General features: G+C 57.1%; 14 protein-coding genes. 4 read left to right on the plus strand and 10 right to left on the minus strand.

All coding sequences use genetic code 11. The features are described 5' to 3' along the window. Nucleotides 1-272: 272 nt before the first annotated feature. From VEG30_04015 to VEG30_04030, 4 genes are all read right to left on the minus strand, one after another. Complete coding sequence (locus VEG30_04015; GenBank protein HXZ79071.1) at nucleotides 273-1,046, minus strand: hypothetical protein; 774 nt, start codon at nucleotides 1,044-1,046, stop codon at nucleotides 273-275. 68 nt (nucleotides 1,047-1,114) lie between these two features. Then, entirely contained in the window at nucleotides 1,115-1,825 is a 711-nt protein-coding gene (locus tag VEG30_04020) for a class D sortase (protein ID HXZ79072.1), read from the minus strand. Between the two features lie 186 nt (nucleotides 1,826-2,011). Continuing rightward, nucleotides 2,012-2,428 (minus strand): response regulator transcription factor, encoded by a 417-nt coding sequence (locus VEG30_04025; GenBank protein ID HXZ79073.1) that lies wholly within the window; start codon nucleotides 2,426-2,428, stop codon nucleotides 2,012-2,014. A gap of 168 nt (nucleotides 2,429-2,596) precedes the next feature. Further along, nucleotides 2,597-4,351 (minus strand): PAS domain S-box protein, encoded by a 1,755-nt coding sequence (locus VEG30_04030; protein HXZ79074.1) that lies wholly within the window; start codon nucleotides 4,349-4,351, stop codon nucleotides 2,597-2,599. A 412-nt stretch (nucleotides 4,352-4,763) separates the two neighbouring features. Here VEG30_04030 and VEG30_04035 point away from each other — a divergent pair, with 412 nt between their 5' ends. Continuing rightward, nucleotides 4,764-5,765 (plus strand): transporter, encoded by a 1,002-nt coding sequence (locus VEG30_04035; protein ID HXZ79075.1) that lies wholly within the window; start codon nucleotides 4,764-4,766, stop codon nucleotides 5,763-5,765. A gap of 23 nt (nucleotides 5,766-5,788) precedes the next feature. Here VEG30_04035 and VEG30_04040 read toward each other — a convergent pair whose 3' ends face one another. Continuing rightward, nucleotides 5,789-6,295, minus strand: coding sequence for a hypothetical protein (locus VEG30_04040; protein ID HXZ79076.1), 507 nt, complete (start codon nucleotides 6,293-6,295; stop codon nucleotides 5,789-5,791). A 290-nt stretch (nucleotides 6,296-6,585) separates the two neighbouring features. Here VEG30_04040 and VEG30_04045 point away from each other — a divergent pair, with 290 nt between their 5' ends. Next, nucleotides 6,586-7,641 carry a DUF481 domain-containing protein gene (locus tag VEG30_04045; GenBank protein HXZ79077.1) on the plus strand — a complete coding sequence of 352 codons (1,056 nt, stop codon included), beginning with the start codon at nucleotides 6,586-6,588 and terminating at the stop codon, nucleotides 7,639-7,641. Nucleotides 7,642-7,797: 156 nt separating this feature from the next. Here the strand turns inward: VEG30_04045 and VEG30_04050 are convergent, their stop codons facing one another. From VEG30_04050 to VEG30_04060, 3 genes are all read right to left on the minus strand, one after another. Next, a complete protein-coding gene (locus VEG30_04050) occupies nucleotides 7,798-8,187 on the minus strand; it encodes a SemiSWEET family transporter (GenBank protein ID HXZ79078.1) in 390 nt (129 codons plus the stop codon). A gap of 97 nt (nucleotides 8,188-8,284) precedes the next feature. After that, the gene (locus tag VEG30_04055) at nucleotides 8,285-11,026 is read right to left on the minus strand and encodes a glucosidase (GenBank protein ID HXZ79079.1); all 2,742 of its coding nucleotides are present in this window, start codon (nucleotides 11,024-11,026) and stop codon (nucleotides 8,285-8,287) included. A gap of 68 nt (nucleotides 11,027-11,094) precedes the next feature. Further along, nucleotides 11,095-12,624: an alpha-amylase family glycosyl hydrolase gene (locus VEG30_04060; GenBank protein HXZ79080.1), complete on the minus strand. Its 1,530-nt coding sequence runs from the start codon at nucleotides 12,622-12,624 to the stop codon at nucleotides 11,095-11,097. Between the two features lie 252 nt (nucleotides 12,625-12,876). Between VEG30_04060 and VEG30_04065 the strand changes: the two genes are divergently transcribed. Together VEG30_04065 and VEG30_04070 are read left to right on the plus strand one after the other, a co-directional pair. Continuing rightward, nucleotides 12,877-13,824 (plus strand): OmpA family protein, encoded by a 948-nt coding sequence (locus tag VEG30_04065; GenBank protein ID HXZ79081.1) that lies wholly within the window; start codon nucleotides 12,877-12,879, stop codon nucleotides 13,822-13,824. A gap of 255 nt (nucleotides 13,825-14,079) precedes the next feature. Continuing rightward, a complete protein-coding gene (locus VEG30_04070; GenBank protein HXZ79082.1) occupies nucleotides 14,080-14,337 on the plus strand; it encodes a GlsB/YeaQ/YmgE family stress response membrane protein in 258 nt (85 codons plus the stop codon). Between the two features lie 240 nt (nucleotides 14,338-14,577). Here the strand turns inward: VEG30_04070 and VEG30_04075 are convergent, their stop codons facing one another. Beyond that, complete coding sequence (locus VEG30_04075) at nucleotides 14,578-18,138, minus strand: FG-GAP-like repeat-containing protein (GenBank protein HXZ79083.1); 3,561 nt, start codon at nucleotides 18,136-18,138, stop codon at nucleotides 14,578-14,580. A gap of 278 nt (nucleotides 18,139-18,416) precedes the next feature. Beyond that, nucleotides 18,417-20,840 carry a TIM-barrel domain-containing protein gene (locus tag VEG30_04080; protein HXZ79084.1) on the minus strand — a complete coding sequence of 808 codons (2,424 nt, stop codon included), beginning with the start codon at nucleotides 20,838-20,840 and terminating at the stop codon, nucleotides 18,417-18,419. Between the last annotated feature and the right edge of the window lie 38 nt (nucleotides 20,841-20,878).

Below are 20,878 nucleotides of genomic sequence, written 5' to 3' on the forward strand. Positions count from 1 at the left end.
CATTATACACGTGATGCCGGATTTGTTAGTTCTTGTGATGGCAAAGCGCAAAATGGGGCGGCGGGATGATTATGGGAAGAGATGTGCTGCTGTCGAGATTGCGCCGCTCCCCACGTTAACCCTGGGCAGGGCTAAGATGGGGCACCCGCCGACATGCACTATCGGTGCGAGATGACGAGTTGTAAAAGACAGGCCGGGTTCGCCTCAGTCCCCCTCTGCAATGGGACGGAAAGCGAGCCCGGCGCTCTATCCTGCCAGGCTGACTTCTGCGACTAAACCAGCTTACGAAACACTCTGATCCCGAGCGACGAGAGCAGGCTTAATGCACCCAGCAAGCCAAAGAGAGGCAGCAGGCTGCTGGTCTTCGGCAAAGCGGCAGTTTCAGTGGCAGCAGGGGCTGAGGGTGCCGGTGTCGGTGCAGCCACTGCAATCAGGATGGGAACATCCGCCGGAGGCGGTGGCGGGGGCGCGGTTCCGGTCAGCTCTTTGTGCTGACTGACAAAGGTCACTGGCTGTTCCACAATCCTGGTTGCCGAGACCTTCATGCCTTTCTTCAAGCCCCAGGCATCCGTCATTTGTCCGTTGACGTTGAATTGCTGTCCTTTGGGGATGTTGAATTTCTGATTAGTACCGTCCTCCAGGGTCAGGATGACGGAGTTGGGCGGACTTACATGCCAGACCGTCCCGGTGACACTCTGCACCGTGGTAACGACCTTGGGGGTGGTAGTGGTGGTTATGGTCCTCTGAAGCTTCATGCCGGGCTTCAAATCGTGAATCCCGAGTTGCTTTCCGTCGACCGTAACGCGGGCACTTTCCGGCACATTGGAAATGTGGCGAATGGTACCGTCTTCCATTTTCACTACCAGGTCATTGCCCGAAACATACACCACCTCGGCGCGTTCCACCTGCACTTGCTTGGTGGACGGTTCGGCGGCGGTAGAGGTTTGCGTTTGCACCTGTGCGCTGACATTCAAGGCCGTGGCCATGCAAATAGCCGCTACCGCGAGCGCCAGCCACAGTTGTGTCCATCTGTTGCCTGGGTTCATTGTGTGTCTCTCCTTTTCTGACTTCGGAACTATGGAGCTAGAGCCGGTAGTGCCGGATATTGAAACCATTACTTCACATTTGCCTTAGCATCTGTTTCGCTGAAGCGGAGTTTTGAATTCTGTTGCGCGGATTCTCTCAAGTTCGAATCCACGCGCGAAGCCTGCACGATGTAGCGCTGAGGAGCGCTGCCCACGAAATAAAAGGGATAGCAGGTCACCAACGTCAGGGACGGCTGCTGGCGTGGCGCGAGTACAGAGACGTCGTTGGGATCGACGATGATCATGCGATCGATGCGGTAAGTGTTGGTTTCTGTTTGCGTATCTATTTCGATCGTGTCTCCCAGAACTACGTCCTTGAGTCCGCGAAAGAATCCGTCACGATGACCGGCAATAGCGATGTTGCCGTCATCTCCGGGACGAGCCGTGCCGGCAATGAGTCCGACCCCGCGGTTGAGGCTGAGATCGTCAGTGCCATTGAGCACCGGCACTTCCAGGCGAATTTTGGGAATACGAAGAATGGCGCTGGCGGGAGTGAAGTGGACGGCTAAGCTTTGCTGGTACTCCTTGATCCGCTTCTCTGACCAAAGGCTGAAGTCAGGGCTGCCCGCGGTCATCACGATCTCAGGGGATTGATTTCGCGAGGCGGTCTGCTCGCTCTTAAACCGCTGAACCTCTGCTCGGGAAAGAATAGCGCCGTGGATGCGCGCGCCCAGATACAGGGCGAGCAACAGCCCGCCGGTGATCGCCAACACAAATTCCAACTTGCCTAGCCGACGCATGATTACCACCACAGCTTAGAGTGAGTTCGCTTCTCCTTGCATCAACGAGGTGGCGCGAATACCACTCAGAGGCTCGCCGGTCAGCGGCAATTGCGAGCCGAAGTATAGCTCACCTGATGTGCAGTAACAGTAGGTGGAACGGGTTTAAAAGGTAACTGTCATTACTGACAGGTCCGGAGAACACTCCTACCCGCCTTTCTCCTCTTGCACATAGAGCAGGTTTGGGGACACAAAGAGCTTATTGGTCAGTACCGCATGAATGGCAGTGATCAGGTCCAGGCTGAGCCTGGATTTGACGACGTAAGCGGCTGCACCCACGCCCATGGCTGCGTTGACGAAGTCAGCGTCCTCATGGACGGTGAGAAAGATGATCTTGGAATTGCAACCGGAGTCTCGCAGCCGCCGGGCCACATCAATACCGCTCAGTTCGCCCATGGAGATATCGAGTACGATGATGTCGGGGTTCAGACGGAGAGACTCGGCCAACACTGCTGCACCGTCCTTTACAGCCCCGACTACGTTGTAGTCGGCCCTAAGCAATTTCGCGACCCGATCGAGGACGGCGGAATTATTGTCGGCGAGCAATACGCTTACTTTGGGCACAGACACTCCTTGTACCCTTGCTGCTGTTGGAATCGAAACATCGGTAAACTCGCAATACGCCCCAGTGCGAGCGGACCTGTTCAGGTCCGGGAACAATTTTCGGAATGATGGTATGCGTTCTGAGAAGTTCGGCTACTGTCAAAACTGACGGGGGGGCGGTGGTGACGCTCAGCTAGCCTGCTGCACGAACGACTGTGCGCTCCGTTTGGCCTGCACGGCAGGAACCGTGCCTTCGATCTGAGTGCCCAAGGAGGGCCGCGACCAGACCACAAGGTGCCCGCCGGCGGACCTGAGACGCTCACGCATGCTGATCAGACCAAGGCCGTGACGTGCAGAGTCGCGGTCCGGATCAAATCCGACTCCATCGTCGGAAACGCGCAAGCGAACTACAGTCGAGTGGCGCACGAGTTCCACTTTTGCATGAAGAGCCTGGCTGTGTTTCGCTACATTGCGGAGTGCCTCCTGAGCCGTGCGGAACAGGCTGAGAGAAACGTTTTCGTCCAAATCCGGCGGCAGGTCCCGCGCGGTATATTCGACGCTGATCTTATGCTGCCGTGAAAACTCCTGGCAGAGTTCGCGGACAGCAGATCCCAGTCCGAGATATTGCAACTTCGAAGGATGCAATCGGTGGGACAGATGCTGAAGGTCGCTGGCGATTTCGTTGGTCAGTTGCCACAGTTCGTGGATCTGATCTTCCTGGCGAAATCCATTGTTGCTGTTCTGTGCCGAGACTTGCTCGAGTTGTTGCAAGCCATTGGCCAACAGCGCCAATCTCTGATTGATATCGTCATGTAATTCCCTGGCGATGCGTGTGCGCTCGTTCTCCTGGGCCTGAATCAAGCGACCGCCGAGTCGTGCGCGTTCAGCCCGGGCCTCTCTTTGTTCGGTTACGTCGATGCAGCAGCCGATATAGCCGGCAAAATTACCGTTCTCCAGGAAACGAGGAGCACCACGATCAAGGATCCAACGGAATTCGCCGTCATGACGGCGCAAACGGTATTCCATTTCAAACGCTTCCCGGTTGTCGAAGGCGTGCGTGTAAATTCGAATGCAAGCTGGCAAATCATCCGGGTGAACAGCGTGCGTCCAGCCATCTCCTAGTTCCTGTTGCAGGGTACGTCCCGTGAAGCGCAACCACTCCTTGTTGAAGTCGGTACAAAGTTTGTCCGGTCCGGATAACCACATCATGACCGGCGCCGAATCGCTCATCAGGCGGAATCTGTTTTCGCTCTCCAGCAGCGCCAGTTCAGCCCGCTTGCGATCCGTGATGTCGATAGCTGCCCCCAGTATGCACGGCCTGCTGCCAATCTCAATCAGTTCGGCGGAAGCCTGGGCAACGCGAAGTTCGCCACCCCTGGTGCGATATTGAAACTCAATGTCACGAAGACGGCCCTCGGATAGGAGCCGTTTCGCCAGGGTTGATCTCTCGTAGGGGTTCGCCCAGAGTCCCATGTCGCGTATAGAGTGCCCAATAACCTCCTCCCGGCGATATCCCGTGAGTTGTTCATAGGTCTCGTTTACATCGATGTAGCACTGGGTCTGGGCATCGGTCAGGGTGAGGACCATGGGGCCCTGGCGAAATGCCTTGGAGAACTTTTCCTCCGACTTCCGTAGTTCTTCTTGCGCCGCTGCTTCTTTTTGACGCAGCCGTTCTTCGGCCTGGTGGTGGGTGATGCGATCGCGAAGCAGCAAGGCAATGAGCAAAAATTCGATGGTTATGAGGGCGTAAAGCCACGGGAGTGCTCCGCCCGAGGGAGTTCCGACAGCCAGGCTGAACCCGGTGATTGTTGCGCCGGTAGCGGCCATCTGCATATGACAGGGAGAGAGGAAGAGCAGTTGCAGTTGGTGCAACTCGGGCTGAGTAATGTCGAGGCCAGCAGCCGCAGGAAGAGGAAAATTCAGGACACAAAAGAGAATCAGCACGGGCCAGCAGAGTCGAAAGCCCGTGCAGGAAGTCGAGCGTAAATGCCACCGAATGGGCGTAGGACTACCTTTCCTTTCAAATGGGTGGCAAGAAAGAATAATCTTACCCTGATTTTGTGCAATTCTTGGCGAAATTATAGTGACGTCTGGCGCAACCGAGGCGCTGTCATCTCCATGACGCTAAATCGGACGCGCTCTGCGTAAGTGAAAAGGTTAATGCTGCAGCCTGTCAGTGTTTACAGTTTGCAGCACCCGATAACAGCGGTTAGGATTCGCACGTGCGCGCATGGATCCGCGATCAGCACGTGGGTTGACGCCACGAAATTTACGATCCCCTCAGGGTGGCGCGGGGAGACCTTCCGATGGCTGGCCTCTCTAAGCCGCCCTGCCTGCATGTGAGGACCTGGCTTTGGTGGTTCAAACGACGGGCGAACCGGCGCGCTTCGGTCGGCGACGCTTAGGCTCCGGGATCGGCATGCGGGTCTTTCTAAGGGTTCTGTTATGCGCCGGGATAGCGGTCTGGCCGGCGGGCCTGGGCGCGCAGGATCTGGCGCCGCGAGCTTATCTCATTACGCCGATACGTTCCAATGCGGTGACGTTAACCTATTCGTACTTCAGCGGCAACGTTCTTTTCGATGGCGCGGTTCCGATAACCGATGCAACCTCCACAAGCAGCGTGATCGCGTTCAACTACACACACTCGTTGAGCTTTTTCGGACGTACCGCCAGCTTCCTGGCGGTGCTGCCCTATGGAGTGGGGAACTTTCAAGGGACGGTAGCGGAGGTTCCCAGAAATGTCTACCGCTCGGGCTTGCTGGATTGCGCTTTCCGCCTTGCCGTCAATCTGAAGGGCGGGCCGGCTATGGAGTTGCGAGACTTTATCAAATGGCGGCAGAAAACCATTATCGGCGCGAGCCTAAAGGTGGTGGCTCCGACCGGTCAGTACGATCCGACGGTCTTAGTCAACTTAGGCAGCAACCGATGGGCCTTCAAACCAGAGATTGGATTGTCTCGACGTCGGGGTCACTGGGTGATTGATGTGTACGGAGCGGTTTGGTTCTTTACTACCAACAGCGAGTTTTTCTCGCACAATCAATTTAATCCTGGTGTTGCCACGCAATCGCAGAGTCCTACCGGAGCGTTCGAAGGACATCTCAGTTATGACGTAAGGCCGCGGCTTTGGGCCTCGCTGGACGGCAATTTCTGGACTGGCGGGCGGACCAGCCTGAATGGCTTGCAAAACCCGGGCACGCTGCAGAGGAACTCGCGTGTTGGCGGGACAGTTTCGATCCCTGTGAGCAAGCGTTACTCGGTAAAATTCAGCTACAACAATGGCGCTTACATCCGATATGGCGGAAATTATCAGAACATTTCCGTGGCATGGCAGTATTCCTGGATAGGGGGGCCGAAGTAACCATCCGCGCGCGCAGCTGCCTATCAGTTTCCGGGAGTGACGGCACGCGCGCTGCGTGGGCGCGTGATGCGATTCGAGAGCGCCCGGCTGGTGGCATAGGGGAGAGCGATCAGCACAGGACCGAGCAATACCGCTGCGCCGGGATGGAGCTGGCGAAAGATAACGAACTGGGAAATGATGTCCAACAGAATGGCAATCGCCACCAGGTTGCGCACGGATGCGATGGCACTACGGAACAGTCCCGAACGATGTTGGCTGTGAAACACCAGTCCCCACACGAACGGCGGGAGTCCTGCTCGACCGTCTCTTAAGCCATCGCGAGTGCCAAGCAGGATCGCCATTGTGGGTTGGAGAATAAAGCGCAGTCGACCAGGTCCTGACAGGCGTGCCACCATATCCTGAAAAAAGCGCTCGGTGAACAGGTAAGGATCACCAGTCTGAATGATTCGATAAATCGCCCCGGGCGCGGCGGCCAGAAGGATCGCCGCGACAATAGCAGGCAGAATCCAACCGCGAGGAATGGAAGCCATTTTGGGCAAGGGTCTACCGCTGCAGGTGAACGTATTTAGCTATTTCAATCCAGTAATCGGTTCGCCTATCCGAGACTACCAGTTCTGACAGGGAACGATGCAACTCGGGGCTCCACCCCTATAATATGAGGCCCGTACCTTTAGCAGAAATCGACTGTCATTTCTGCCAGTCCGCTAAGCCGATATCATCGTACAAACTGTAAGTCGAAGTGCGCGTGCGCCTCTAAGGCCTTCTAATCGGAACGGCAAAAGTGAGCCGTTGACTGCGAATTCGTCGACAAGAGCCCGCCATGAACACTCGAAGTATTGTTCTTTTTCTTGCACTCCTCCCAGCTATGCCCCTCCTTGCCCGGGATAAGACGGATGTGCTGATCATGAAGAACGGCGATCACATGATGTGCGAGGTGAAGGGGCTGGATGCAGGTGTGCTGTATGTGAGCTTCGACTACATCGACGGCACAGCTTCGGTTGATTGGTCGAAAGTGGCCCGCCTGGAAAGCCAGCAGTTATTCGTTGTGAAAACAGAGGATGGCTCTGTCTACATGGGAACGCTGCGTACGCCGGAGACGGCCGCCGACCGGCCGGTAAGAATTCAGGTAGTGAAGGAGCCGGATCAGGAACAACTGCTTGAAGTCTCGCAAATCGTGCAAATGATTGCGACTTCAGACAAGTTCTGGCAGCGCTTCAACGGCGAGGTAGGCTTTGGAGTAATCTACTCAAAAGGCAATCAATCGACTCAGTACAGCTTGAGCTCGGAAACAGCATACGTTCGCGAACGCTGGAGTGCCGGAGCCAGCTTCGATTCCAACCTATCCTCCAGCTCCGGGACGAATGCTTCCACTCGCAACTCTTTGATTCTGAGCGCTCGGCATTTAATGAGACAAAACAATTGGTTCTACTCTGGGCTGGCGTCATTCCTGCAGAGCTCGGAGCAGGGAATCTCATTGCAGAGCACATACGGCGGCGGGGTGGGGCGGTATTTGAAGAACACAAACCGTGCAAGTATCGCGCTGCTTGGGGGCGTTGCCTACCAAAAGACGGATTACAAGCAATCGAGCACTTCTCTAACGGGCCAGAACGTTGCAGCAGCATTGATCTACGCAGAAGCAAGGCTGTTCAAATTCAGCAAAACCAATCTCAACGTAACCGCGGCGCTTTTGCCAGCTTTTTCTGACCCAGGACGGGTACGATTCGGTACGAATGCGGCGTACTACATCAAGATCGTCAGCAATCTGAAATGGAATGTCTCGTTCTATGGGAACTGGGACAATCGGCCGCCGCCTGGGTTTTCCGGAAGCGATTACGGAACCAGTTCAGGACTCACCTGGACATTCGGCCTGAAGTGAAAAGGTGCGTCTGACATTTTGGACTATCGGCGAAAAAGGCACGTCCCTCCACGCGGGGATAGGATCGCCTGCGGGCGAACCTATTGCTTGGTCGGGATGACGTATGGGGAGGCACACTACGGGACGACTGAAAATCCTGCCCCTTCACAAGGTCTTTCACCCTTTGACTTGGGCTTTCTCCTTATTCAGGAAATAGAAATACGCGCCGACGCTCAGGAAATTGATCACTATCGCGACCACGTTCCAGATGACCACCGGCCGGGAAACGATTAACAAGCCGTAATAGACCCAGAGGATCTGGAAGACGCCCATAATGGCCGCCATCCTGGGGTTCATGCCGGCGCTTGAGCGACGCCGGAGCATGGCAATCAAATCGGGCAAAGCGGCGAAGGTTGTTCCAAAACCCGCCAGAAAACCAAAGATCTCGGAACGGTGAAACCTGGGGGCGAGCAGGCTTTGTGTGTCGTGAATCAGGCCCTGACAGCTGCAGAGCGCAAACAGACCCAGAAGGAGACTAATCAACATCATCTTCTTAGACCGGCCCATAAGCGACTCCAACTCCTGCAGCCCTTAGACCGCACGTTGCCCGCCGCTCTAGCTTGCGAGGGCAAGCAAGCCAACAGAAGCTTCGTATTTTACGGCTTCATCCTGCGACCTGTTCGCGGGTCATGCGCGCGACGAGATCGTCCTTGGACGTGTGCAGGACATCCGTCGCAGTCAGACGCGCAAGCGAGTCAATCACGCGAGCGATGGTTCCGGTCCATCCAGTCTGGTGAGATGCGCCGAGCCCTGCGCCGTTATCGCCGTGAAAGTACTCGTAGAACAGAATGTAGTCTTTCCAGTGCGGATCTTCCTGAAACTTTTTGCATCCTCCATAGACCGGGCGTTTGCCATTCTTATCGCGCAGAAAGATGCTGGACAGCCTGTGGCCGAGCTCCTGAGCCACCTCAAAGAGTGTCATGTACTTTCCGGAACCGGTGGGGCACTCGACTTTGAAGTCGTCCCCATAGAATTGATAGAGGTTGAACAAAGCTCGGAGCAGCAGGACGTTCACCGGCATCCATACCGGGCCACGCCAGTTGGAATTGCCGCCGAACATTCCGGTGTTCGACTCTGCCGGGAGATATTGAACCTTGTATTCGTCTGCGCCCAGATGAAACACAAATGGATGCTCGAGGTGATATTTGGAAAGCGAGCGTATGCCATAGGGGCCGAAAAACTCATTCTCATCGAGCATGTAAGCCAGAATGCGCTCGATTTTCTCCTTATTACAGACCGACATAATCCGGCGGTCAGCATAGCCAACAAACTTCTCGTCGGCGGGAGCAATATGCTTCAGTAAATCGGGATGACGCTTCTTAAACAACTCGACCAATTCCACCAACCGGGGATGGCGAGGCAGGGCTCCACTTGCTTCGAGTACAGTGGAGGCACAGAGGGGCAATAAGCCCACCATGGACCGCACTCTCAGCCGCATTGCATCGCCATTGGGCACGTGTAGCAGATCGTAGAAGAACCCGTCCTTGCTGTCCCACATTTCGTCATGGTTCTCGCCGATCCGGTCCATGGCGTAGGTGATCCAGATAAAGTGCTCGAGGAAGCGGAAGGCGATGTCTTCATACATGGAGTCGTAGTCAGTCAGGATAAGGGCGATCTCCAGCATGTTCTGGCAATAGAAGGCCATCCACGCCGTGCCGTCCGCCTGATCGAGATGCCCGCCGGTTGGAAGCTGGGCGCTGCGGTCGAAGACTCCGATGTTGTCCAACCCGAGAAATCCGCCGGCGAAAACATTCTTTCCTTCCGGATCCTTGCGGTTGACCCACCAGTTGAAATTCAACATTAACCCCTGGAAAGAGCGCTCGAGGAAGCGCAGATCGGACCGGCCCAGCTCCTTCTCCATGTTGAAGAGGAACAGTGTGGCCCAGGCATGAACGGGAGGATTCACGTCGCTGAAGTTCCACTCGTAGGCGGGAATCTGCCCGTTGGGATGGGCGTAGAGATTGCGGAGCATAAGCAAGAGCTGATCCTTGGCAAAATCGAAATCAACCATAGCCAGGGCGATGGTGTGAAAAGCCAAGTCCCATGCCGCATACCAGGGATACTCCCACTTGTCAGGCATGGAGATGACGTCGCGGTTCAACATATGGAACCACTCGGTATTCCTGGCGCGGCCCCGACCCGATCCTAACAGGGGATGGGAATCATGCTCCTCCAGCCAGCGATCAAGGTCGAAATAGTAGTACTGCTTCGTCCACAGCATCCCGGCGAGGGCCTGGCGGTGCACGCGGCGTTCGTCTTCGCTTAGAGAATGGGGAGTGATGCGGTCATAGAATTCGTCGGCGTCAGCCAGACGAGCGGCGAACGTCTGGTCGAATGTCTTAAAAGGCTCGGCGGGTGGTTTCGCGCTCAGGCGCAGGCGTACTGTTTTGCTGCCACCGGCAGGGACTTGGAGACGGTAGTGCGCGGCAGCCTTCGTGCCTATCCTGGACGGATTCACAGCTTCGCGCCGACCAGATACCACGTACTCGTGAAATGCATCTTTCACGTAAGGTGAGGGGTTCGGTTGACCCCATAGGCGCTTCGCATTGGATTCATTTTCCGTAAACAAGAGCTCGGGATTGCCTTCGCACTGAAGTGTGCGATCGCCGAGTTGAGGATGCGATGCCAGAACCGCGCCCTCTCCACCCTGGCGCAACACCGGTTTGTCTGCGTCGCGCTCCCATGACCAGGTGTTGCGAAACCAGAGCGTGGGAAGCACATGCAGTTCGGCTGCCTCGGGGCCGCGGTTGTGAACCGAGATTTTAATCAAAATGTCTTCTGGGTCCGCCTTGGCATATTCGACGAACACATCGAAATAGCGGTCCTTATCGAATACTCCGGTGTCGAGCAGTTCATATTCGAACTCTTCGCGCGAGCGGCGCTTGTTGGTTTGCACCAGGTCCCTGTAGGGAAATTCTGCCTGGGGATATTTATAGAGATGTTTCATGTAGGAGTGAGTGGGGGTGCTATCGAGATAGAAGTAGTACTCCTTCACGTCCTCGCCGTGATTGCCCTCGCTGTTTGTCAAGCCGAACATGCGCTCTTTCAGGATGGGATCACGACCATTCCACAGGGCCACTGAAAAACACAGTTGCTGCTTGTCGTCGGAGATCCCTGCCAGGCCATCTTCTCCCCAGCGATAGGCGCGAGAGCGACTCTGGTCATGACTAAAATAGTTCCAGGCATTGCCATCCTGGCTGTAGTCTTCGCGCACCGTGCCCCATTGCCTTTCACTGAGATATGGACCCCACTTCTTCCAGGGAACGCCGTTTTCTCGGGCATCGTTCAGGCGGCGCTGCTCGTTGGTTTCGATGTAGGCAATTGGGGACTTCGGGGACGGTGTCATTGCTCTCTCCTTATGGTGTGCCTGTAAGTGCGCTGTTGTATAAGAACTACTCGATCCCGCAGCGTGTTCTATGCCCGTTTCACGGGCGAACATCGAAGAAAGTGATAGTGCCAGGGCTCGAGTTCCACGTAGAGACCTGGCGACCGCATCTGATTTCCGTCGCGCTCAAAGACCGCGCCTGAGAGCAGGTCGGCTAACTTCCAGTGTCCGCCGGGCACATCAGCCCACGGAACTTGAACCTGGGCCTGTGAGGTGTAATCGCTCAGGTTGACAACGATAAGGTACCACTCGTCGCCCCGCAACCAGCTCCAGGCGACCAAATTCTGGAAGCTGGCATTATCCGGCCAACCGGTACGCTCGCACAAGGCCCATTGGCCTTCGTGAAAAATGGGGCGATGGATGGATTCCAGGAGCTTGCTATAGAAGGTGTGCAAGTTGGAATCGACGGGTTCAGTAGGACGCCTGCCCAGAAAGACCGGAAGTCTTACCTTGCGACCATCGAACTGCCCTTCATGGAATAACTTTGCTCCAGGCAGAGTGGCTGTGGTCAGGGCAGCGGCTTCTTGCTTTGCGGGTAAGAAGGTTGCCGCCGCCCGTGGCTCGTCGTGGTTCTCGATGAAACGCAGCAGTTTGGCCTGGTACGCAAGATCAGCACAGAGATGAAGGCGGGCGCTTTCGGCATTGCCGTGTTCCAGCCGATCGTAGAGCTTCTTGTCATAGCAGAAGTCAAAACCTTGCTGCTGGAGATCCCATTCCAGATCCCAGTAAGCTTCGGCAGCGAAGAGGAATCCGGGATACTTCTTCTTGATCGTGACGATCAAATCGATCCAATACTCGGTTGCGGGCCGCGGTCCAGCACGGCTACCCCAGGTACGCTCGAAGACCTGGTTCAGGAACAACATTGCCATGTCGCAACGAATCCCGTCGCATTGCTGGGCAATGCTGGAGACGGTCTCAATCGCAGATTGTCGAAGTCCGGGGGCAAACGCGTTCAACTGCACGACGTCTTGCCATGCGGGAAAGTAAGGGTCACGTCCGCGTGCAATGACATTTCCATGCACCTCAATGAAGGAGGAGGGATCATTGCGCAGATCGCCGGCGTTGCCACGGATGAAGTACTCGGGATGTTCGGCGGCCCAGGGATGATCTGGCGCGACATGATTCGGAACGAAGTCGAGAAGCAGGTTCATGCCGCGTTTGGCGAGTTCTCGGCGGGCGACCGCGAGACCTTCAGGACCTCCCAGATGCCGGTCAACGGCGTAGCCACGGATGCAGTAGGGGGATCCCACATTGTCGTCGGGACGAAAGTCGGGAAGGGCGCGGCGGAAATCGGCAAGCAGGTTTTGGTTCTGATTAGAGATCGCGATACCGGCAGGACTCCGTTCCCAAACCCCCATTAGCCAAACAGCGTCGAAACCATAAGAGGCAATGGCATCCCATTCGGCCGAAGGGACCGCGGACAAATCAACTTTCTTCCCGTATTTCTGGCCTAGCTCGGAAAGCCAGACCCAGGTGTTGATCTCATAGAGAGAAGGGTATCGGGGCCAGACAGACACCCTGGCTGGCGCTACTCTTGGTTCAGCCAGAGTCGCACTCATTGCGAATTCTCCTCGTACGCGCGCAGAACACCAGCGGAGGACACTACAGCAGAACGCTACAGATGCTAAACGGATTCGCTCGACCCTGGCACTGGTAGAAATGACAGTGTCGGCTGCGGGCGAGCGGTCATTATGATCGACTCCGTACCTACTGTAAACAGGGCAACTGACAGTTGCCCCTCCCAATTCGGCATTTCGCAAATCACAAACATCCGTGTTGAGAGTTCTCAAACAATGTTAAGGAGGGAAAAGATGACACCCAGGAATGGTTCTGACGGTCCAATTGTGCGCGATTTCAAGTTTCTGATGTTGCTGGCGGTCGTGCTGATTGCAATGGTTGGCCTGGCCTCGGCTGCTTCGATGAAAGTCCGCGCAATTGCTAGTGGTGAGAAGGGTGAGGTGAAGGGCATTATCAGTGCGCGCGATGGAGACATCGTCCGCGTTCTGGAGGGCGATGGTGCGACGGTAATGGTCGTACTGGGAGATGCAACCAAGATCCAGCTAAAGAAGGGCGCACTTAAACTGAGAAAGGAGAGCCTGGACGCGACAGCCTTGCTCCCGGGCCTGAAGGTGGAAGCAAAAGGGATTGGCAACAGCGAGGGGCAACTGCTCGCAGAAAACATAAGTTTCAACCCCGACGATCTGAAGATCGCAAAGGCAATGCAGACGCGCGTGGCGCCACTGGAGGCCAAACAGGCGCAGACCGAGGGGGATGTAAAGACTGCTCAACTATCAGCAGATAAGGCGCAGGCTTCGGCGGAAAAGGCCCAAGCCTCGGCGGATATTGCCAACGCCGGAGTCGATTCCATACACCAGCGCCTTTCCAGCCTCGACGACTACGACACCAAGGCCTTTGTGACGGTCTACTTTGATGTGAACAAATTCGGTCTCAGCCCGGAGGCCAAGAAGGATCTCGATGGTCTGGTCGAGCAGTCCCGTTCGTTGAAGGGATACATGATCGAAGTGGCGGGTTATGCAGATCCGACCGGGAATGCAGAGAAAAACCAGGTCCTCAGCGAGAAGCGCGCGGAGGCTGTAGTTCAGTACCTGCAGCAGATCGGCAAAGTACCGCTGCGGCGGATCCTTGCGCCGGTCGGACTGGGCGAAACCGAGGAAGCTACTGCGAAGTCGGCACAGGGCCGGCAACAGAGTCGGAGGGTCGAAGTTCGCCTGATTGTCAACAAGGGGCTTACAGCCTAAATAGTCGGGTGCGGATCACCTGGAGCCAGCCACGTGTCTGAATTCCTCCCGGCTATGGTGCCACCGGGAACGATCCCCGGTAGCCCCGCCTCTATCGGCTAGGACCTGGTGACGTACTTACAGGTACTTACGCAGCCGTGCGTGACCTGGAAGTTGCTTGATGGGCAAGATAGCCATAGACTGAAAAGGCTGGCGTCGGCGATCCGGGTCCTAGCGGAAGATTGAAGGTTCCGTTTCACTCATTAGGAGGACCAAATGCTCTCGCTACTTTGGGCTGCAATCATCGGATTGGTCGTTGGTGCGCTGGCCAAGCTGATCATGCCTGGCAAGGATCCGGGCGGCATTATCGTGACCATGCTGCTGGGAATTGCCGGTTCCGTCATCGCAACCTATCTGGGACGCGCCGTAGGCTGGTACCACGAAGGACAGTCAGCCGGATTCATTATGTCGCTGGTGGGAGCAATCCTCCTGCTGGCCATCTATCGGCTGTTCAAAGGCAGAGCTACGGCGTAGAACCGGCGGATGCTTTTGCGCGCACTGTGGTCGGAGACGGCAGAAAACTGCAGATCCCTCGTCGGACTGACGTCCTCCTCGTGCTGACAAGGTGTGTGGAAATTCTGTGTCGCGGTTGAAGCTGGACAGGGCCGGCCGGCGGGATTGCCCGCCCTAGGGCATCCGAAGATCCAAATGCATAGATTCTTCGCTCGCTACCCTCGCTCAGAATGACAGGCTCTGCCTATGGACCCGCTCTCCCTATTGACCCGGCCCTGCCGGTCCCTCTAGTCGCTGCGGCGCTCTTGCTTTGCGAGCTGGCGCGAATCTAAACCGGAATTCTTGCGTTGGCGTTTCTGAGTAGAAGCGTGTGTTGAAATCGAGCAAGTAATTCAGGTGTTCGACATCAAGTGGATAATTCTTCGCCGCAGGATAGGGGTAGGTGCCCATTTCATGGAAGGGCAGGGGAGCGACGGTGAGACCCTCGGCGGCGTAGAAATCCATGTCTTTTTCGAATCCGTCGGCGAAAAAGAAGTAATCACGGGTCCAGCCCGCGGGTAGAGGCGGAAGCTTTGCGGGATCGAAGTCGAGCCGCACTTCGTCGCCGGATCCGAAGATCACGAACCGGTCATCGACACGCTCGAGCAGATCGAGCACGTTGCCGGGCCTGGTGTAGGCCCCGGGCTGGCGCACGTAGGGACCGCTGAGGCTCACGTCCTCATACACATAATAATGATCGCCCTTGGCGTTGGCGGGGCGCTCGATATCACGCGGATAGCCGTGAAAGCCGAGATCGGCTTTTGCCAGCGGGACCTTGCTCAGGCGAAATTCCGGCGCTTGCGTGGTGCGGTCGATAAGGATCTGGTCCCAATAGATCTGCAGATTGGTGCCGATGCGGATGCGGCGTGTTCCGAGGGGAAGCTTGCCGGAGAGATCGGCGACGGTGGTGCGGGGAAGACCGGCGGGGAAGCCCATATCATCGACGACGCGAAGCCATTTGCCGTTAGAGTCCTGAGCTTCGACGTAGGGAGCGACGGGATCAATGCCGGCCTGGTGCGCGGCGAACATCCCGGTAGCGGTGAAGTACTCGATGAAGCCGTGCAAGAGCAGGCGCAACGATCCGCCGCCATACCGCTGGCCGAGATCGAGTTCAAGATAGTGCGGTTCGGCGAAGCCGGCGAAGCTCAGCAGGCGGAATCCGCTGACGTAATCGTGATCGATTCGCGCCACCTTTGCGAGCACGTCACGACCTTTGTCGTCCCAAGCTCCGGCAGGAAGAGAGAGGTCTGCCTTGCGGCTGCTGATGACTTTGAACTCGGGGTAAGGAGGATTGCTGGCGAAATATTCGTTAGGATTGACGGTCACATCCTGCGGATGATCGATGGCCAACAGCCGCACCTGATCGAGATATACCGCTTCTTCCATGGGCTCCATGAAACGGAAGCTCAGGCGGCCATCGCGAGCTTTGACGGTGGCGCCATCGACCTTGAGATACTCCGTGGGATCGGGAACGTTGCGCTCTCCCGGGCCGACCCAATGTCCGATTACGCCCGCGCCAATCATGTCGCCGATGAAGCGATAGCGCGTGCCATCCCAGGCAAACAGCACTGGACAGGAACTGCCGCGGCGATCGATCTCGAGAATTCTGGCGGGCTTAGCAGCGCTGATTTCGATCTCGTCCTGCACGACGCCCGTTGGCCACAGCAGGCGAACGACGTCGGCCTGCTGCTGCTTGCCCAGGCCTGCCAGGATGTCCACTGCACCTTGCCCCAAATAGCCGGCTCCGCTGAGTTCCCATTTTTGCGAAAGCGTGCCCGCGAATACCTCGACCTTGGTTCCGATCCCACTGCGGTTGTCGTTGAGGCCCTTGAGGGCGATGCGCAAAGCGTGGTTGGCATTGCCACCATCGTTGCGCAGCAGAAGAGCAGGCCCGCTATTCTGGGTGATGAGCAGATCGGTGTCACCGTCGCCGTCGTAGTCGACGCCCATGATGGCACGCGGGTCTTTAAGCTGGATTTTGTCCAGGCCAACGTCAGCAGTGACGTCTTTGAATCCTGCGCGGCCCAGATTGCGGAACAAGCGGGCTTCGAACTTGCCGTCTGCGGTTTCTCCCACTGCAGCGAGATCGAGATAGCCGTCGTTGTCGTAGTCGAGGGCGGTTACGCCCCAGGCGCGCACCCAGTTGGTCGGCGGCAGCGGCACTGGCTCCAGGGTTCGACCGTCGAGATTCCGCCAGAGTGTCAGACCGGGAGCCTTGTCGTGCGTGAATGCCAGATCCATCCAGGTATCTTTGTTGAAATCGAGGACAGCGATGCCGAGTGTGGGCCCGGGAATCTCCGGCATTTTTTCGAGCGGAAGGAATTTTCCTTCGCGGGGGTTCAGGAGAATTTGCGTAGCGCGGCCGCTCAGGATGAAATCCACCGCACGATCGTTGTTGAAGTCGCTTAGCGCGCCGCCGAAGGTGGCAGCGTCGGGTCTGCCGAGGCCAGATTCTTCCGTGAAATCTGTGAATGCGCCATTGCCGTTGTTGCGAAAAAGAAAATTGTGCGGCTTGTTCCCTTCGGCATCGGTTGCGCCCTGCTGGCGATTGGTGACGAGGAGGTCGGTATCGCCGTCGTGGTCGAAGTCTACCCAGAGCAGCCCTGCAAAGGCGAGGGCGCCAGCTTTGGCTTTCGACAATCCTGCGGCTTCGGTCACATCCTTGAACTTGCCCTGGTGCTCGTTGTGATAGAGCGCGATGGAGTCACCGAAGGAGATGGCCAGATCAGGAAACGTATCGTTGTCGTAATCGGAAACGGCGCAGGCAATGGCCGGACGTTTTGGATCGAGACCGGCGGCGGTGGTGACTTCCTCAAAGCGACCTTTTCCCAGGTTGTGATAGAGCGCCATTCCTCCCTGCTTGCCACCGGCTGTCAGGAACAGGTCGGGGAGACCATCGAGATCGTAGTCGATGAAGCAGGCACCGCGGCCAAGCAGGGCTTCTATCCCATCTGGCAGCGGAGGCGGAGTCGATCGCGAGAGCCCGGTTCCTTGCGCGACCACAAACTTCACCGGGATCGGCGGACCGGCATCTTCGATCTTTGTGGCCACGGGCTGTGCGAGCGAAAGTTGTCCTTGGTCGCCATAGGCGAGGGTCAAGGGCACGCCCAGCTTCTGCTGCGTGATCTGCTGGAAGCGCGTCAGGTGCGCCTTCGCCTCGGTTGCCTGGCCGTCTTTCTGATAGGCGCGCGCCAGGCCGAATTCGGCCGATGCGTGATAGGGCTCGATTCTCAGCGCGTGCTGAAAGGCGGCGATGGCTTCTTTTGGTTGCTGCTTCTGCGAATACATCAGGCCCAGGAAGTAGTAAGCATTGGCATCATTGGGCGCGTATTCCACCGCGTGCTGGAAGGCGTCGAGAGCGGCGTCGTTGTCCGCAACTCCCTTGTAGAGCAGTCCGAGGTTGTACCAGGCGCGCGCGTTTTCCGGTTCCTGCTTGATGACTTCCTCGAGATTGCGTTTCGCATCATCCGTCTTCTGCAGGTTCAAGAGTGCAATGCCTTCGTTCAGGTGGGCTTGCGCGAGCCGGGGATCGAGTGCATACGCCTGCTGAAACAGCCTGGCTGCCTTTTCGAACGATTGCTGATTCATGTACGCCGTGCCGAGGTTGTTGAGACGCGCGGCCTCATCGGAGCGGTTGAGTACTGAAGTCGGCGATTTGGCCTTGCTCTGGTCAGGTGTGGCTTCCGGTTTCTTACCTTGAGGCGCGGCGGCGAGGAAAACAGTACCGAGCGCGAGGATAACGAGTACCGAGGGTGCGTAAAACTGCGTTCTATCCGATTTCATGAGGGCGATCCATTGTACGGGGCAGACGCAGGAGCAGAATAGTTCTCGTGAATGAGAACTGCATCCCTCGCGGCCTGCGGGCGGCCACTCGTGATGATAACTAGATTCAAGTCGTTTAGCTCGGCTGGAGGGCGAGGCCCCTGCAAAACGAGTCGAGGCTTTAGCCTCGTCCGTAACGGACGAAGACGTCGGTTCCTACGTGACCTTAGGCATGCCGCTCGTGATGAGAAGATTGAAACGCCTCCGTGGTTGATGACGAAACCGCAATGGGAAAGAGGTTAGTAGCTGATGACGATCTCGCCGGCCGCCTTTGTATACGGCGTGGTGAATGTCACGGACTGCTCCTTTTCATCGAAGCCTGCACTAAGCGGTTGCCCGTTGACGGTGATGCGAGCTGGCTTGGCCTTGGCTCCGAAAACAGTCCATTGGAGCGATTGGAACCAGGGTTGGTAGCTGCCGTCTGCGGCGCTGATTTTCAAGGCCACGGATTTGGGCGTGGCTTCGCAGGTCAGTGCGGCACGAAGGAATTCGCCTTTCTTGTAGTTGAAGGTAGTGCCGTCGTCGAGATAGAGACGCCCCTGGCAGTTCGGCCCGGGATAGACGCGCAACTCAAGCGGACCCTGGGGAGTTTCGGCGGTGCTCTGCACCAGTGGCTGCTGGGGAATGATCGCGCCCGCGCGCACGTAGAGCGGAACCTGATCGAGGGCAATCCTGAAGGGCTTCAGAGCGGCGCGATCGACGCGCAATCCCGTCCAGTAGTCATACCAATCCCCGGTCGGCAAGGCAATTTTGGCGGCGTCCAAGGTTTCGTCGACCTGGGGCGAGACGAAAAGATCTGGCCCAAAGAAGAATGACGTGTTCTGGTCGAATTCCAGATCGGGGTACTCCAGGAAGACCGGCCGCATGAGGGGGAACCCCGTGTGAGTCGAGGCTTCGACCGAGGTATAGATGTAAGGCATCAGCTTATATCGTAGTTCGATATAACGTCTGCGGATAGCCTCGTGTTCGGGCCCGTGCGCCCAGGGCTCCTGGTCGGCTGATCCCACCTCGGTGTGGTCGCGAAAGAAAGGATTGAAAGTACCGAGCTCGAACCAGCGGGTGAGCAGGTCCGGAGGCGGGCTGCCCTTATAGCCGCCAATATCGTCGCCGATGAGGGTGAAGCCGGAGAGCCCGAGGTTCAGCAGGGTGGGAATAGAAATGCGGTAGTGATTCCAGGTGCTGCAGTTATCTCCGGTCCAGGAGGCGGCATAACGCTGGCCGCCGGCATAGCTGGCGCGAGTGAGCACGAAGGGACGAGTGTTGGGCTGAAGCTTCAGCAGGCCTTCATAAGTTCCGCGGGTATTCTCCAGGCCGAAAATGTTGTGCACCTGGCGGTGCGTGGCCGTGCCGCCGCTATCCATGCGGTGCACAGTGTCGAGCGGCATGGTTTTGTCGGGGCGGAAGAAGACTGAGGGCTCGTTCATGTCGTTCCAAAAGCCGGCCGCGCCGTCGGCGACAAAGTCCTGGTAGAGCGTTCCCCACCATTCCCGCGCAGGAGCCCAGGTGAAGTCGGGAAAGACACTGGGTCCTGGCCAGACTACGCCGACAAAAGGAGACCCATCCGGATTATGGACGAAATAGTTTCCGGCGATGCCTTCGTCGTAAGGCTTGTAGTTCATGTTGGGCAGTTGAGCAACGTGCAAGTCGGTGATCAGGACGATGCGGAAGCCCTGCTGGCGGAGGTCGCGGATCATCTGCTCGAAGTGGGGGAAGCGCTCGCGGTTGACGGTAAAGGGACGATTGTTCTGCTGGTAGTCGATGTCGAGGTAGATGACGTCCGCGGGAATTCGCTTGTCACGGAAAGTGCGGGCGATCTCACGCACTCGCGCCTCGGGATAGTAGCTGTAGCGCGACTGCTGGTAGGCGAGCGCCCAGAGAGGCGGAAGCGGCATCCTGCCGGTGAGATCGGCGTAGCGCTGGATGATGGCTTTGGGATGAGGGCCATAGATAAAGTAGTAGTTGAGTTCGCCGCCATCGGAGCCGAAGGAGTATGCATCGCGTAATTCCTTGCCGAAATCGAAGGAACTCCGCCAGGTGTTGTCGAGAAAAATTCCGTAGGCTCTGCCGCGGCGCAGGCCGATGAAAAACGGAATGGTCTTGTAAAGGGGGTCGTCCGATTCCTGCCAGCCGGAAGTATCGGTGTTCCAGTGTGTAAAAGCGAGGCCACGGCGGTCGAGCGGACCGGGATGGTCGCCCAGGCCGTAATAGTGCTCGTCCTGCGGCATCGATTCGTAAACGCGGAACTCGCCACCGTCGAATGCGACGGGATGATGTGAATCTTCCTGCAGGATGATTTGATTTGAGGTATCGAAGAAGGAAATCCGCAGCGGCGATTTTTCGATGCGAAGCGTCAGTTCTGGCGTGGAAGCGGTGAGAACGCCAGCGGAGTCCTGAAGATTGAAGTTGCCACTGGGAGTATTGGCTCCGGAGACTACGGCCCAGGAATAGTCTTCAGGAAAAGCGCCGCTGGGAGCGACGCGTACGCGAATGACCGAGTCGTTGATTGCGGTGATGCTGAGGCGAGCCTTTCCTAGCGTGAGTATGATCGCGTGGGGCTGCTGTTCCACGGCGGTGACGTTGCCGAGCGACTCCCAACTGGCGCTGGCGAAGGCTGAGAGAAGGAGCGCAAAGACGAAGGCTGCCAATGGTCGCATGATTTTCATGGCGCTTTTCCGGCGCGCCAGACTATGAAAATGAGCCG

It is taken from the genome of Terriglobales bacterium (assembly GCA_035624455.1).
Taxonomy (GTDB): domain Bacteria; phylum Acidobacteriota; class Terriglobia; order Terriglobales; family Acidobacteriaceae; genus DASPRM01.